Genomic DNA, 14797 nt, shown 5'->3' on the forward strand with positions numbered 1-14797 from the left:
CACCGCTCAGAACACGGGCACGCCGTCGCGCGTCAGCGACCAGTCCGCGGACGCGAAGTCCTTCGGGTCCAGTACACCCTTCGCGGTCGCCCACTCCGCGATCCGGGTGCGGATCTCCGTCGACTCCGACCACAGCTCCTTGGCCGACGCCACGTGCGGGAAGGCGCCGCCGCCGTTGGCCCGGTAGTTGTTCACGGCCAGCACGAACTGCTGGGCGTCGTCCAGCGGAGCACCGCCGTACGTCAGGTTCTTGATCCGCGAACCGGCCGCCTGCGCCACGTCGATCTCGTACTTCAGGCCCGAGACGTAGTCGTAGTTGTAGTCCGGGCGGCCGTTCGCGTTGGTCAGCTTGTCCACGTCCACCGGCGCACCGGCGGCCGTCCGCACGTAGTACTCCGCCGAGTACTCCAGGTACGCCCGCAGCTGCGCGCCCGTCAGCAGCTTCGCGACCAGCGTGTTGTCGTACACGTACAGGCTCGACAGGTCCCGGATCGTCACGTCGCCGGCCGGGATCTCGGAGGTCCGCGAGAAGGGCGACGCCTGTGCGAGGACCGGCAGCGCCGCGTACTCCGTGCCCGCCAGCGCCTCCTTGACCACGTCCTCCTGCACCTTGGTGATCAGGTCGATGATCGGAGCGTCCTTGTACCGCGCCTCGACCGTGGTCAGCGTCTCGGTGGCGGTGCCGACCACCTGGTTGACGTAGGCCACGACCTTCTCGTGCTCGTCCGCCAGCAGCTTCGTGATCCTCGGGTCGTCCTCCACCGCGTTGGAGTTGCGCAGCGACGCCTTCACCGACTCGACGTGCCAGCGGCCCCGCTCGAAGACCAGCTCGAAGTCGAACAGGGTCAGCCGCTCGGCGTAGCACAGCGGCTCCGACAGCACGACCGTCTTCCCGGTCTGCTCGTTGACGACCTTCAGCTCGGCGATCTCCTCGTGCGCGTGCCCCACCAGGATCGCGTCGATGCCCGGCACCTGCCGTGCCACGTTGGCCGCCGCGTTCTCGACGTACGGGACCTGGTCGCCGTAGGAGGAGGTGCCCGACGAGCCCGAGTGCGCCGAGACGACCACGACGTCGGCGCCCATCGAACGCAGCTTCGGCACCCACTTGGCCGCCTGCTCCTCGAGGCCCGGGAAGGCCAGCTTCCCCTGCACGTACGCCTTGTCCCAGATCGCGATGCCCGGGTTGGTCAGCCCCAGCACCGCCACCTTCACCGGCCGCGCGCCCTTCACCCGGAACGTCTTCATGAAGTACGGCGGGAAGGCGGGCTTCAGGGTCTTGGCGTCCACCGCGTTCGCGCCGAGCAGCGGGAAGTCGCACTGCTCCTCGAACCTGCGCAGCGTCTCGATGCCGTAGTTGAACTCGTGATTGCCGAGCGCCACCGCGTCGTAGCCGATGGCGTTCATCGCCTGCGCCATCGGGTGCACCGGACCGCCCTCGGCGGTGATCGGGTCCACCTTCGCGTAGTAGTACGTCAGCGGGGTGCCCTGGATGGTGTCGCCCGCGTCCACCAGCAGGGTGTTGTGGCGGCCCTTCTCCTCGCGGACCTGGTTCACCAGGGTGGAGATCCGGCCGAGGCCCTGGGCGTTGCCCGCCGCGTCCGTGTACTCGGCGTCCTTGAAGTAGTCCCAGTTGAAGACGTGTCCGTGCAGGTCGGTGGTGCCGAGCACGGTGAGCGCGTACCGCTTGGTCCGGCCGTGGCCCCGGTGCGCGGGGGCCGCGGCCTCGGCCGCCGGAGCCGCCCCCGCGCCGGCCAGGGCGACCCCCGCCCCCGTCACGGCGGACCTGCTCAGGAACTTCCGGCGGTTCAACGGCATGACTGACTCTCCTCGGGGACCCGTGCAGACAGTGGCAACGCGCGTAGATTCTGTCCTGAACATGCCTCCTGTCAAGGGGTGGCGGACCATCCGAATGCTCATCGGAGCGGAGGTGCGCACAATTCAACACTTGTCAATAACCCTTTACTCAAAGGTTGTTGAGTGGTCATGCGTGGCCAATTCGCTACCCTGCAGTAAGTCATAGGCTCGAACCATGCGCCGAGCAAAGATCGTCTGCACTCTTGGGCCCGCCACCGACTCGTACGACCAGATCAAGGACCTGGTCGACGCCGGAATGGACATCGCCCGCTTCAATTTCAGCCACGGCACCCACGCCGAACACGAAGAGCGCTACCACCGTGTCCGCAAGGCGTCCGACGAGACCGGCCGCAGCGTCGGCACCCTCGCCGACCTTCAGGGTCCGAAGATCCGCCTCGGCCACTTCGGTGAAGGACCCGTACTCCTTGAACGCGGCGACAGCTTCACCATCACCGTCGAGGAGGGCGTCGAGGGCGACCGCCACACCTGCGGCACCACCTACGCGGGCCTCGCCGAAGACGTCACCCCCGGTGAACGCGTCCTCGTCGACGACGGCAAGGTGTGCCTGGAGGTTACCGGCGTCGACGGGCCGCGGGTGCGCACCCGGGTGGTCGAGGGCGGCATGGTCTCCGACCACAAGGGCCTCAACCTGCCCGGCGTCGCGGTGTCCGTGCCCGCCCTGTCGAAGAAGGACGAGGACGACCTGCGCTGGGCGCTGCGGGCCGGCTTCGACGTGGTCGCGCTCTCCTTCGTGCGCAGCGGACGCGACATCCTCGACGTGCACCGCATCATGGACGAGGAGGGCCGCCGCCTCCCCGTCATCGCCAAGGTCGAGAAGCCGCAGGCCGTGGAGAACATCGAGGACATCGTCGCGGCCTTCGACGGGATCATGGTCGCCCGGGGCGACCTCGGCGTCGAGATGCCCCTGGAACAGGTGCCGATCGTCCAGAAGCGCGCCGTCAAGCTGGCCAAGCGCAACGCCAAGCCGGTCATCGTCGCCACCCAGATGCTCGACTCGATGATCGACAACGCCCGCCCGACCCGCGCGGAGGCCTCCGACGTCGCCAACGCGGTCATCGACGGCACGGACGCGGTGATGCTCTCCGGCGAGACCAGCGTCGGCAAGCACCCGACCGACACCGTGCGCACCATGGCCCGCATCGTCGAAGCGGCCGAGGAGGACATCCTCGCCAAGGGGCTGCCCCCGCTGACCGAACGCAACAAGCCCCGCACCCAGGGCGGTGCCGTCGCCCGCGCCGCCGCCGAGATGGGCGACTTCCTCGGCGCCAAGTTCCTGGTCGCCTTCACCCAGTCCGGCGACACCGTCCGCCGCCTCTCCCGCTACCGCTCGCCCATCCCGCTGCTCGCCTTCACCCCGGAACCGGCGACCCGCTCGCAACTGAGCCTGACCTGGGGCGTGGAGACCTTCATCGGCCCGCACGTGGACTCCACGGACGCGATGGTCGACCAGGTGGACGAGCTTCTGACCCGCTACGGACGCTGCGAGAAGGGCGACGTCGTGGTCATCACGGCCGGCTCACCGCCGGGGGTGTCCGGCACGACGAACCTGGTGCGGGTGCACCACATCGGGGAGGACGACCGCTGAACGGGTGGCCCCGCAGGCGCATGGGGATGCCTTCGAAATGAAGGGAAAGTGCCCCGGGTGGGACTCGAACCCACACTGAATGCCTTTTGAGGGCATCGTCTCTGCCGATTGGACTACCGGAGCCTCTTCGAACCGAAGGTCAGTGTAGCCCCTCGGTGACTCAAACATACAGGAGCTAGGTAGGCTCTTGTCAGCAGTACCCCTGCCCCGAACGAGGAGCCCACGTGACCGCCCCCGAGTCGCCCCAGCCCGTAGACGTGCCCGACGACGACCAGTCGCACGTTCCTCCGCTGACGACCCGCGTCGTCATCGCCGAGGACGAGGCGCTCATCCGGCTGGACCTCAAAGAGATGCTGGAGGAGGAGGGGTACTCCGTCGTCGGTGAGGCCGGTGACGGAGAGCAGGCCGTGGAGCTGGCCCGGGAGCACAAGCCCGACCTGGTGATCCTCGACGTGAAGATGCCCAAGATGGACGGCATCTCCGCGGCGGAGAAGATCGCCGAGGAGAGCATCGCGCCGGTCCTGATGCTGACCGCCTTCTCGCAGCGCGACCTGGTGGAGCGGGCCCGGGACGCCGGGGCCATGGCGTACCTCGTGAAGCCGTTCAGCAAGAGCGACGTCGTGCCGGCGATCGAGATGGCCGTCTCGCGGTTCACCGAGCTGAAGGCGCTGGAGAAGGAGGTCGCCGACCTCAGCCTGCGCCTGGAGACCCGCAAGCTGGTGGACCGCGCCAAGTCGGTGCTCCAGACGGAGTACGGGCTGACCGAGCCGGCCGCCTTCCGGTGGATCCAGAAGACCTCCATGGACCGGCGGATGTCGATGCAGCAGGTGGCCGAGGCGGTCATCCAGGACGCCGAGGAGAAGAAGGCGTCCAAGGGCTGAGGCCCCGGCGTACGAGTGAGGCCCGCGTCCCCGGGGTGGGGGCGCGGGCCTCGGCCGTACGGTGCTCCGGGGCGGTCAGTCCTCGCCCAGGTAGGCCTTGCGGACCGACTCGTCGTGCAGCAGGTCCTGGCCGCTGCCGGACAGGACGATGTTGCCGACCTCCATGACGTGGCCGTGGTCGGCCAGCGACAGGGCCGCCTGGGCGTTCTGCTCGACGAGCAGGATGGTGGTGCCCTGGGACTTCAGCTCGGCGATCGTCGCCATGATCTTCTGCATCATGATCGGCGACAGGCCCATGGAGGGCTCGTCGAGCATGAGCAGCTTGGGCTGGGACATCAGGGCACGGCCCATGGCGAGCATCTGCTGCTCACCGCCGGACAGGGTGCCCGCGGCCTGCTTGCGGCGTTCACCGAGGATCGGGAAGAGGTCGTAGGCGCGCTGGATGTCCTTCTCGATGCCCGGCCGGTCGCTGCGCAGGAAGGCACCGAGGCGCAGGTTGTCCTCGATCGTCATGCGCGGGAAGATGTGCCGCCCCTCGGGCGAGTGGGCCAGGCCCAGCGAGACGATCTGGTGCGCGGGGACCTTCTTGAGCGACTTGCCGCCGAACTTGATCTGGCCGCCGACCGGCTTCAGCAGCCCCGACAGGGTGCGCAGCGTCGTGGTCTTCCCGGCGCCGTTGGTGCCGATGAGGGTGACCACCTCGCCGGCGTCGACCTTGAAGGAGATGCCCTTGACGGCCTCGATCTTGCCGTAGGCGACGCGGAGGTCCTCGACCTCGAGCAGTGCGGTCATCGGTCGTTCTCCTTGCCGGCCGCGGTGTCCGTGGTGGTGTCGGCCCGGGCGGCTTCGGCCTGCGCGGCTTCGGCGGCCTCCACCTCGGCCGCCTCCGCGGCGCCGGGGTCGTCGGCGAGGGGTTCGCCGAGGTAGGCGGCGACGACGCGCTCGTCGCCCTGCACCGTGGCGCTGTCGCCCTCGACGAGCTTCTCGCCCTGGACGAGTACGGCGACGCGGTCGCAGAGGTTGAAGATGAACCGCATGTCGTGCTCGATGACGAGGACGGCGATGCCCTGGTCCCGGATGGCGAAGACCAACTCCTCGGTGGCCCGCGTCTCCTGGGGGTTCATACCGGCCGTCGGCTCGTCCAGGAGCAGCAGCCCCGGCTCGCTGGCCAGCGCGCGGGCGATCTCCAGCTTGCGCTGCTCGCCGTAGGGCAGATTGCGGGCGAGGTGGTCGGCCTTGGGCGCGAGGCCCACGAACTCCAGCAGTTCCAGGGCGCGTTCCCGGGACGCCTTCTCCGCCCGGTGGAAGCCGGGCCCGCGCAGCACGGCCGACCAGAAGCCCTCCTTGGTGCGGGTGTGGCGGCCGACGAGCACGTTCTCCAGGACCGTCATGTTGGCGAACAGCCGGATGTTCTGGAAGGTACGGGCGACGCCGGCGGCGGTCACCTTGAAGGACTTGGCCGGCAGGACCTGGCCCTTGTAGCGGACCTCGCCCTCGGTCGGGATGTAGAGGCCGGTCAGGCAGTTGAAGAAGGTCGTCTTGCCGGCGCCGTTGGGGCCGATCAGGCCGACGATCTCGCCGCTGTTCACGGTGAGGTCGACGCCGTTCACGGCGGTCAGTCCGCCGAAGCGCATCGTGACACCGCGCGCGTCGAGGATGGTGGTGCCGGGGGCGGGGGCGCCCGGTGCGGTGTCCTTGGTGGTGGTGTCGGTGGTCATGGTGGTCAGGCCCCTGTCTTGCTCAGGACTGCGGGCGCTTCGTCCTCTTCGTGGAACTCCAGCTTGCGTCGCCGGTTGGCGATGAGGCCCTCCGGGCGGAAGCGCATCAGCAGGACGAGCGCGAGCCCGAAGGCGAGGAGCTGGTAGTCGTCGAGGAACTGGAGCTTGTTGGGAATCAGGAAGAGCAGCGCCGCGCCGATGAGCGGACCGGCGATGGTGCCCATGCCGCCGAGCACGACCGCGGCGAGCAGGAAGGCCGAGTTGGGCGGCGTGGTGCCGGCGAACAGGTACTGCTCGGGCGTGACGGTGTAGGTGACGTGCGCCTGGACGGTGCCGGCCAGTCCGGCCAGCGAGGCGCCGACGGCGAACGCGATGAGCTTGACGCGGAAGCCGTTGATGCCCATGGCGAGCGCGGCGGTCTCGTCCTCGCGGATGGCGACCCAGGCGCGGCCGATGCGGGAGTCGCCGCTGCGCCGGAAGACGAGGACGACGACGGCCGTGATGATGAGCATGAGCAGGAAGTAGTTGGCGAACCGGCCGAGGGTGAAGCCGCCCATGTCGTGCGAGACACCGAGGTCGAAGCCGAGGATCTTCAGGTCGGGGATGGACGAGATGCCGTTGGAGCCGTTGGTGACGTCCGGCCCCGAGGTGCCGTCCAGGTTGTTGGCGGTGATCCGGAAGATCTCACCGAAGCCGAGGGTCACGATGGCGAGGTAGTCGCCGCGCAGCCGCAGCGTGGGCGCGCCGATCAGGACGCCGAACACCAGGGAGGCGGCCGCGCCGACCAGGACCGCGGCCCAGAAGGGCAGGTGCAGGTCGAAGGGTGAGCTGGGGGAGCCGGAGACCATGGAGGCGGCGTAGGCGCCGACGCCGAGGAAGGCCACGTAGCCGAGGTCGAGCAGGCCGGCGAGGCCGACGACGATGTTCAGGCCGAGCGCCACCGTGGCGAAGATCAGGATGTAGACGCCGAGGGTGGCGTACTGGTCGTCGGACTGCGTGAAGGGGAAGCAGGCCGCCGCGATGAAGCCGCCGCAGACGGTGATGTTCTGGTGCCGTGCGGTGATCTCGGTGATGTGGCCGATCAGCCCGGAGCGGTGGAGGGCGGTGAAGCCGAAACCGGAGACGATCAGGAAGCCGATGAACAGTTCGTCGTACTCGGTGCCGATGCCGTAGGTGAAGACGAGCAGGGCCACGGCGAGGGTGGCGACGATGACGAGGATCTCGACGTAGGAGGGGAGCGCGCGCACGGGCCGCGGCTCCTTGGAGGCGAAGGCCGCCCGGACGGTCTGCCAGTTCTGCGAGCTGGTGTGCTTGAACTGGTCCCAGCCGGTGTCGTCGGGGTCGAACGGGTCGGGCTCGGGGCGCTCGAAGGGCAGCGCGAGGGCGCCCAGGAACGCGACGAGGGTGGCGGCCGCGGCGATGTAGCCGCCGGGTTCGAGGTTGACGACGCCGCCGAGCTTGGTGCTGATCGCGATGATCGTGTACCAGGTGGTGGCGAAGGCGGCGAGGGCGGCGAACTTCAGCGCGGCGTCGGCGCCTGCGGGTGCGAGCCAGCCGAGCCCCTTGACGCCGTACGACGCGAGGCCGAAGAGGGCGGTGAGGGCGCCGGCGATCAGCACCAGGACCTGGAGGCCGCCGGGGTAGCCGTAGACGGTGAGGTCGCCGGGGAACTCGGCGGTCCAGGTCCAGGCGAGGAAGGTGGAGACGACGGTGAGGACGCCGCCGCCGGTGGCGAGGGCACGGCCGAGGTTCGCGGGTATGCCGATGAGGCCGGAGGCGTCGCCCGGTACGGGGGCGCCGGTGTTCTTCGGCGCGGTGGTCTGTGTGGTCATCGGTGTCACGCCCTGTCCGCAACGCGTTCGCCGAGCAGGCCCTGTGGCCTGAACAACAGCACGAGGATGAGGAGGATGAAGGCCCAGACGTCCGCCCAGGACTGGCTGCCGAACTTGTCCAGGCCGGGGATGTCGGCGATGTAGGCGGTGGCCAGGGTCTCGGCGACGCCGAGGACGACACCGCCGATCATGGCGCCGTAGATGTTGCCGATGCCGCCGAGTACCGCCGCGGTGAAGGCCTTGAGTCCGAGGATGAAGCCCATCTTGAACTCGATCTGGCCGTACCTGAGGCCGTAGGCGACGCCTCCGACGGCGGCGAAGACGGCGCCGAGGGCGAAGGCGATCACGATGATGCGGTCCGTGTTGACGCCCATCAGCTTGGCGGTGTCCGGGTCCTGGGCGGTGGCCTGCATGCCCCGTCCGGTGCGGGTGCGCATCACGAAGAAGCCGAGGATGGCCATGCTCACCGGGGCGACGACGAACAGGAAGATGTCGCCGGTCTGGAGGGTGACGTTGCCTATGTGGAAGGGCCCGCCGTCGATCTGCGGGAAGGGCCGCGCGGACTTCGCGTCCGGGTACCAGGCCCACACCGCCTGCTGCAGGGCGAGGGAGAGGCCGATCGCGGTGATGAGGGGCGCGAGCCGGGGTGCGCCGCGCAGGGGGCGATAGGCGAACCGTTCCGCCCCGACGGCGACGGTGGTGGAGACGATCACCGCGCCGATGAGCATCAGGGGCAGGGCGATCAGCATGGAGGTGCCGTCGGGCAGGATGTACATGTAGACCGTGAGTGCGCCGAAGGCGCCGGTCATGAAGATCTCGCCGTGGGCGAAGTTGATGAGCTGGACGATGCCGTAGACCATTGTGTAGCCGATGGCGACGAGCCCGTACATGGATCCCAGTAGCAGGCCGTTGACCAGCTGCTGCGGCAGTTCGTTCACCGCATGTCCTCCGAGACATTCGGACGTTCGACGGATGGTGTGGCCGGATGCGAGTCCGCGCGGGGCGCCAGTGGAACAGCGCCCCGCGCGGCTCGTGGGCAGTGGTGCGGTCGGTCAGCCGGTGTAGGTACCGGACTTGACGTCGTTGAAGGCCCCGTTCTCGACGGAGTAGACGGTGAGCTGCTTGTTGGTCGCGTCACCGAACTCGTCGAAGGAGACCTTGCCGGTCACACCGTCGAAGGAGACGTTCTGCATGGCCTCGGTGACCTTGGCGCGGGCGTCGTCGGGAAGCTTCCCGCCGTTGTCCTCGACGACCTTCTTGACGGCCTCGATGATCGCCCAGGCGGAGTCGTAGGAGTAGCCGCCGTAGGCCGCGTAGTCCTCCTTGTAACCCTCCGTCTTGTAGTCGGCCACGAACTTCTTGGCCGACGGGAGCTCCTCGACGGGCGCGCCGACGGAGGTGGCGAGGTCGCCGTTGGCGGCGGCGCCGGCCAGCTTGATGAAGGTGTCGTCCTTGATTCCGTCGCCGCCGACCAGCGGAATCTTGGCGCCGGCCTCCTTGATCTGCTTGCTCAGCGGGCCGGCCTGCGGGTACTCACCGCCGTAGTAGACGACGTCGGCGCCGGAGTTCTTCACCTTGGTGGCGACCGAGGAGAAGTCCTTGGTGTCCGGGTTGATGTGCTCGGTGCCGACCACCTGGCCGCCGAGCTTCTTGAACTCGTCGGTGAAGGTGCCGGCGAGGCCCGCGCCGTAGGTCTTCTTGTCGTCGATGACGAAGACCTTCTTCTTCTTGGCGTCGTTGTAGACGTACTGCGCGGCGAACGGGCCCTGAATGGCGTCCGTGGTCGCGGTGCGGAAGTACGACTTGTACTGGCGGACCTTCTTGTTGCGCCAGTCCGGGCCCTGGGTGAGGGAGGGGCCGGTGTTGGCCGGGGAGACCTCGACCAGCTTGGCGGTGTCGAAGACCTTCTGCATGGACTCGCCGACCGACGAGTTCAGCGGGCCGACGACGCCGAGGACGTCCTTGTTGGCGACGAAGCTGCTGGCGTTCTGCTGGCCGACGGAGGGCTGGCCCTGGTCGTCGAGCGCCTCGACCTTGAAGGTGATGCCCTCGACGGTCTTGTTCTTGTTGGCCGTCTTGGCCGCGAGGTCCGCCGAGTTCTTGATGCCGAGGCCGAGCGCGGACAGGTCGCCGGTCAGCGGGGCGTCGACACCGATGACGACGGTGGTGCCACCGCCGCCGTTGCCGGAGTCCGAGCCGCCGTCGTCGTCGCGCGAGCCGCAGGCGGTGAGGGTGAGCGCTCCCGCCGCCAGAGCGGCGGTGATGGCGATGAGCGAACGTTGACGCACGATCAGTCCTTTCCCTGGCACGGCCGCTTCCCCGTGGAGGCGGTCGAGTCGAGCGCGGGGCCGAAATGACAATCCGACGGCGCGGTGACTGGCCGTGACTCTAAGCGTGTGTGGGGAAGGTGGAGGAGGGTCTGACTGAGGCTGTGACTCTCTTGTTATGACACCGGGTATTGCAGAGCGGTACTGGCTGGGAAGAAGGGCTGAATTCAGGCCGATTCGCCCTGTCCGCATGCTGAGAACCCGCAGGACGGACCGGTCCGGTTCAGGCGTCTGGGACGTTTTGGTGATTACCTCGAATCGTTGCTGCAGGCGACCTCGAGGGCCCGGGAGAGGTCCCGTGCATAGCGCGACCCCAGGATGAAACTGTGGGCTTCTATTGCGCGCACATTACGCAGTGTTACATCCAGGAAAGGGAGTCCGGGATTCCGGGGCGCTTTTTCACATTCCGTCACCCGTAGCGTGACAATGATCTTGCGGGCGGAATGCGATTTTGTCTGGAAAGGTGCCGCGGGGGAGGTGGTCACCGACAGGCCGTCGTAGGGCTGGGTCAGCCGCGTCACGGTGACGGGCGGCCCGCTGCGCACGCTCAGCAGCACCGTGAAGCTGTAGCCGGCGGCCCGGGTCGAGGGCGAGCCGGTCACGGGGGCCCCGTAGACCAGGTCGACCGCCTGGGACGGGTAGGGCGGCGGGGGAGCGGGGCGCGGCTGCGGGCGGCTGGCGTACAGGTAGCCGCCGCCCGACAGGACGACGAGGGCGGCGGCGGAGGCGAGGACGGTCCGGCGGTGGCGGTCGTAGCGCAGGGCCAGGGGGCCGCGCGGACGGGGCCGCGGGGCTTCCCGGACGTGGGTGTCCTCGCCCGGCTCGACCGGTCCGACGCCGCTCATCGCTGCCACGGGCCGACGCTCGGACCGCCGTCGCGGTACCGCTCGGCACATGTCCGGCGCACCTGACGGTCGGTCAACTCAGCTGCGGCGCGGTCGCCCTGCTCCCGTTTCGCGGCCCGTGCCGCGGCCACGACCTCCCGCAGGATGTCGTACTGACGGTTGGACAGCCCCATCGACTGATAGTCGCCGTAGGGCACGCCGCCGTCCAGTATCTCGCGCGCCCAGTACCCGACGGCGCTCACGCACAACTCCGCGCCGGACAAGGGGCGAGGGGGTCCGGACGACGCGCCCGACGTGGACGGCGGAGAAGCGCTGGGCGCGGTACCGGCGGAACCTCCCGTCGGGTCGCCGGGGCCGCCGCCGCACCCGGCGGCGGAGACGCCGATCAGCAGCGCCAGGGTCAGGGCCAAGGGCCTGGCCCGTTTGGAAGTTGGGACCGCGGGAGCGCGTACGCCCGCTCCGGGCACGGCCCGCCCCCGCACGACACGGCGCCGAAGCGCCGCCGCCCCCGGCCGAGGGCCCCCTCCCCGTCCCATGCCCCGACGCTAGAGCGCCCGGCGGCAGGGGGCAATGCCCCGGGCCGGGCCGGGTGGGGCGGGGGCGGAGGGCGCCTCGCGCCGGCGTGCCGGACCCCGCGTCTTCGCCGTGATCAGACCCGGTCGGCATGGACGACGCTAGTGATCAGTACACCTAGCCCGCCGTGGTCGCCCGGACTCCGTCACCGGGGTTCACGTCCCGCAGCAGGCAGGTCAGCCGGGCGGTGCACACCCGGCGGTCCTGCTCGTCGCTGATCACGACCTCGTACGTGGCCGTCGACCGGCCGCGGTGCACCGGCGTCGCCACCCCGGTGACCAGACCGGAGCGGACCCCGCGGTGATGGGTGCAGTTCAGGTCGACCCCGACGGCGATCTTGGCGGCGCCCCCGTGCAGCATCGAGCCGACCGACCCGAGCGTCTCGGCCAGCACGGCCGAGGCGCCCCCGTGCAGCAGTCCGTACGGCTGGGTGTTGCCCTCCACCGGCATCGTGCCGACGACCCGGTCGGCGGAGGCCTCGACGATCTGGACACCCATGCGCGTGCCCAGATGTCCCGCGGAGAACAGGGCCGGCAGATCGACGCCGAGCGCGGCGTACTCGTCGATGACCTCCTGCGGGAACTGCACCTGCTGCCGCTCGCCCATGGGCCGGCTCCGTTTCGTCGATCCGTCTGCGTGTCCGCCGGCCGGCCGCACGCTCGGAGGCGCCGGCCGGTCGCTTGGCTGAGCAAACGCTCAGTCGGTCGCCGATTGTTCCAGACGGACGACCACCGACTTGCTGGCCGGGGTGTTGCTGGTGTCCGCGGTGGCGTCCAGCGGCACGAGCACGTTGGTCTCCGGGTAGTACGCCGCCGCGCAGCCCCGGGCCGTCGGGTAGTGCACGACGCGGAAGCCTGGCGCCCGCCGCTCCACACCGTCCCGCCACTCGCTCACCAGGTCGACGTACGAGCCGTCCTCGACGCCCAGCTTCCGGGCGTCCTCCGGGTTGACCAGGACGACACGACGGCCGTTCCTGATCCCCCGGTAACGGTCGTCCAGGCCGTAGATCGTGGTGTTGTACTGGTCGTGCGAGCGCAGCGTCTGCAGCAGCAGCCGCCCCTCGGGCAGCTCGGGGAACTCGACCGGAGCGGCGGTGAAGTTGGCCTTTCCGGTGGCCGTCGGGAAGCGGCGCTCGTCGCGCGGGGCGTGCGGCAGCGCGAAACCCCCGGGGTGCGCCACGCGCGCGTTGAAGTCCTCGAAGCCCGGCACGACCCGCCCGATGCGGTCCCGGATCGTCGCGTAGTCCTTCTCGAACTCCTCCCACGGCGTGCGGCTCTCCTCGCCCAGCACCCGCCGCGCCAGCCGGCACACGATCGCGGGCTCGGACAGCAGCTGACCGCTCGCGGGCTCCAGCCGCCCGCGCGAGGCGTGCACCATGCCCATGGAGTCCTCGACGGTCACGAACTGCTCGCCGCCGCCCTGGAGATCACGCTCCGTGCGGCCCAGCGTCGGCAGGATCAGCGCCCGCGCGCCCGTGACCGCGTGCGAGCGGTTCAGCTTCGTCGACACGTGCACGGTGAGCCGGGCCCGGCGCATCGCCGCCTCGGTGACCTCCGTGTCGGGGGAGGCGGAGACGAAGTTGCCGCCCATGGCGAAGAAGACCTTCGCCTCGCCGTCGCGCAGCGCGCGGATCGCCCGTACGACGTCGTAGCCGTGCTCGCGCGGCGGGGCGAAGCCGAACTCCTTCTCCAGGGCGTCCAGGAAGGCGGGCGCGGGCCGCTCGAAGATGCCCATCGTGCGGTCGCCCTGCACGTTGGAGTGGCCGCGCACCGGGCAGACGCCGGCGCCCGGGCGGCCGATGTTGCCGCGCAGCAGCAGGAAGTTCACGACCTCGCGGATCGTGGGCACCGAGTGCTTGTGCTGGGTCAGACCCATCGCCCAGCACACGATGGTGCGCTCCGAGGCGAGCACCATGCGCAGCGCTTCTTCGATCTCCGCGCGCGTGAGACCCGTCGCCGCGAGCGTGTCGTCCCAGTCGGCGGCGCGGGCGGCCGTCGCGAACTCCTCGTAGCCGTGCGTGTGTTCCTCGACGAAGGCCTCGTCGACCGCGCCCTCCGTCTCGACGATCAGCTTGTTGAGGAGCCGGAACAGCGCCTGGTCGCCGCCGAGGCGGATCTGCAGGAACAGGTCGGTCAGGGAGGCGCCCGCGGTGAGCCCCTTGGGGGTCTGCGGGTTCTTGAAGCGCTCCAGACCCGCCTCGGGCAGCGGATTGACGCTGATGATCCGCGCGCCGTTCGCCTTCGCCTTCTCCAGGGCCGAGAGCATCCGCGGGTGGTTGGTGCCCGGGTTCTGGCCCGCCACGATGATCAGGTCCGACTTGTACAGGTCCTCCAGCAGGACGCTGCCCTTGCCGACGCCGATGGTCTCGGACAGGGCCGAGCCGGACGACTCGTGGCACATGTTGGAGCAGTCCGGCAGGTTGTTGGTGCCCAGCTCGCGCGCGAAGAGCTGGTACAGGAACGCCGCCTCGTTGCTGGTGCGCCCCGAGGTGTAGAAGACCGCCTCGTCGGCCGAGTCCAGCGCCGCGATCTCCTCCGCGACGATGCCGAAGGCGCGCTCCCAGGTGACCGGTTCGTAGTGCTCGCCGCCCTCCGGGAGGTACACCGGGTGCGTCAGCCGGCCCTGCTGGCCCAGCCAGTAGCCGCTGCGGGTCGCGAGGTCGGCGACGGAGTGCGCCGCGAAGAACTCGGGGGTGACCCGGCGCAGGGTGGCCTCCTCGGCCACGGCCTTCGCGCCGTTCTCGCAGAACTCCGCCCTGTGCCGGTGGTCCCCCTCCGGCCAGGCGCAGCCCGGGCAGTCGAAGCCGTCCTTCTGATTGACGCGCAGGAGCGTCAGCGCCGTCCGCCGCACCCCCATCTGCCGCTGCGCGACCCGCAGGGTGTGGCCGATGGCCGGGATGCCCGCCGCCGCGTGCTGGGGCTCCGAGACCTGCGGCGCGTCCTGAACCGGATCACCCTTGGGCGGCTTGGTGGCCATCGCGCGCTCCTTCGCGTACACGTGTGAAGTACGTCTCCGATCCTCGCACGCGCCGCCGGCACCGAGGCCGTCCGGGCCGGGCGGAGATGGTGAGCAAAGCTTGCGGAACCTGCGGTGCCGCCGCCGCGCGCCCGGCGCGGGACGGTGCGGGACGGCGCGAGGAGGCCGCGGGACGGCGAGGCCGG

Annotated in this window: 12 protein-coding genes and 1 tRNA gene; 2 read left to right on the forward strand and 11 right to left on the reverse strand. The window is 69.7% G+C overall.

The genetic code is table 11. The annotated features are described in order from the left end of the window. Window positions 1-6: 6 nt before the first annotated feature. Window positions 7-1815, reverse strand: coding sequence for a bifunctional metallophosphatase/5'-nucleotidase (locus Sru02f_RS08880; protein ID WP_109031887.1), 1809 nt, complete (start codon window positions 1813-1815; stop codon window positions 7-9). A gap of 214 nt (window positions 1816-2029) precedes the next feature. On the opposite strand from Sru02f_RS08880, the gene pyk reads away from it, so the two are divergent. Then, complete coding sequence (gene pyk / locus Sru02f_RS08885) at window positions 2030-3460, forward strand: pyruvate kinase (protein WP_109031888.1); 1431 nt, start codon at window positions 2030-2032, stop codon at window positions 3458-3460. 49 nt (window positions 3461-3509) lie between these two features. Here the strand turns inward: pyk and Sru02f_RS08890 are convergent. Continuing rightward, a tRNA-Leu gene (locus Sru02f_RS08890) sits at window positions 3510-3583 on the reverse strand. A gap of 101 nt (window positions 3584-3684) precedes the next feature. On the opposite strand from Sru02f_RS08890, the gene Sru02f_RS08895 reads away from it, so the two are divergent. Continuing rightward, window positions 3685-4341 carry an ANTAR domain-containing response regulator gene (locus tag Sru02f_RS08895; RefSeq protein WP_109031889.1) on the forward strand — a complete coding sequence of 219 codons (657 nt, stop codon included), beginning with the start codon at window positions 3685-3687 and terminating at the stop codon, window positions 4339-4341. Between the two features lie 75 nt (window positions 4342-4416). Here Sru02f_RS08895 and Sru02f_RS08900 read toward each other — a convergent pair whose 3' ends face one another. From Sru02f_RS08900 to Sru02f_RS08940, 9 genes are all read right to left on the reverse strand, one after another. Beyond that, window positions 4417-5133: an ABC transporter ATP-binding protein gene (locus tag Sru02f_RS08900; protein WP_109031890.1), complete on the reverse strand. Its 717-nt coding sequence runs from the start codon at window positions 5131-5133 to the stop codon at window positions 4417-4419. Continuing rightward, complete coding sequence (locus tag Sru02f_RS08905; RefSeq protein WP_003976806.1) at window positions 5130-6059, reverse strand: ABC transporter ATP-binding protein; 930 nt, start codon at window positions 6057-6059, stop codon at window positions 5130-5132. Before Sru02f_RS08905 ends, Sru02f_RS08900 begins: the two co-directional genes overlap by 4 nt. A gap of 5 nt (window positions 6060-6064) precedes the next feature. Next, window positions 6065-7891, reverse strand: coding sequence for a branched-chain amino acid ABC transporter permease (locus Sru02f_RS08910; protein WP_109031891.1), 1827 nt, complete (start codon window positions 7889-7891; stop codon window positions 6065-6067). Window positions 7892-7896: 5 nt separating this feature from the next. Next, window positions 7897-8829 (reverse strand): branched-chain amino acid ABC transporter permease, encoded by a 933-nt coding sequence (locus tag Sru02f_RS08915; RefSeq protein ID WP_003976808.1) that lies wholly within the window; start codon window positions 8827-8829, stop codon window positions 7897-7899. Window positions 8830-8943: 114 nt separating this feature from the next. After that, window positions 8944-10179 (reverse strand): branched-chain amino acid ABC transporter substrate-binding protein, encoded by a 1236-nt coding sequence (locus Sru02f_RS08920; protein WP_164276841.1) that lies wholly within the window; start codon window positions 10177-10179, stop codon window positions 8944-8946. Between the two features lie 287 nt (window positions 10180-10466). Further along, the gene (locus tag Sru02f_RS08925) at window positions 10467-11063 is read right to left on the reverse strand and encodes a Tat pathway signal sequence domain protein (protein ID WP_109032109.1); all 597 of its coding nucleotides are present in this window, start codon (window positions 11061-11063) and stop codon (window positions 10467-10469) included. Next, entirely contained in the window at window positions 11060-11305 is a 246-nt protein-coding gene (locus Sru02f_RS08930; protein WP_331478594.1) for a hypothetical protein, read from the reverse strand. The genes Sru02f_RS08925 and Sru02f_RS08930 overlap by 4 nt, the downstream gene beginning before the upstream one ends. 448 nt (window positions 11306-11753) lie before the next feature. Beyond that, on the reverse strand, window positions 11754-12242 hold the full coding sequence (locus Sru02f_RS08935; RefSeq protein ID WP_164276837.1) for a PaaI family thioesterase: 489 nt from the start codon (window positions 12240-12242) through the stop codon (window positions 11754-11756). Between the two features lie 90 nt (window positions 12243-12332). Continuing rightward, window positions 12333-14612 carry an FdhF/YdeP family oxidoreductase gene (locus Sru02f_RS08940; protein WP_109031895.1) on the reverse strand — a complete coding sequence of 760 codons (2280 nt, stop codon included), beginning with the start codon at window positions 14610-14612 and terminating at the stop codon, window positions 12333-12335. Window positions 14613-14797: the final 185 nt, after the last annotated feature.

Origin of the sequence: Streptomyces rubrogriseus, assembly GCF_027947575.1 — a bacterium.
In the GTDB taxonomy this organism is placed as follows: Bacteria; Actinomycetota; Actinomycetes; order Streptomycetales; family Streptomycetaceae; genus Streptomyces; species Streptomyces rubrogriseus.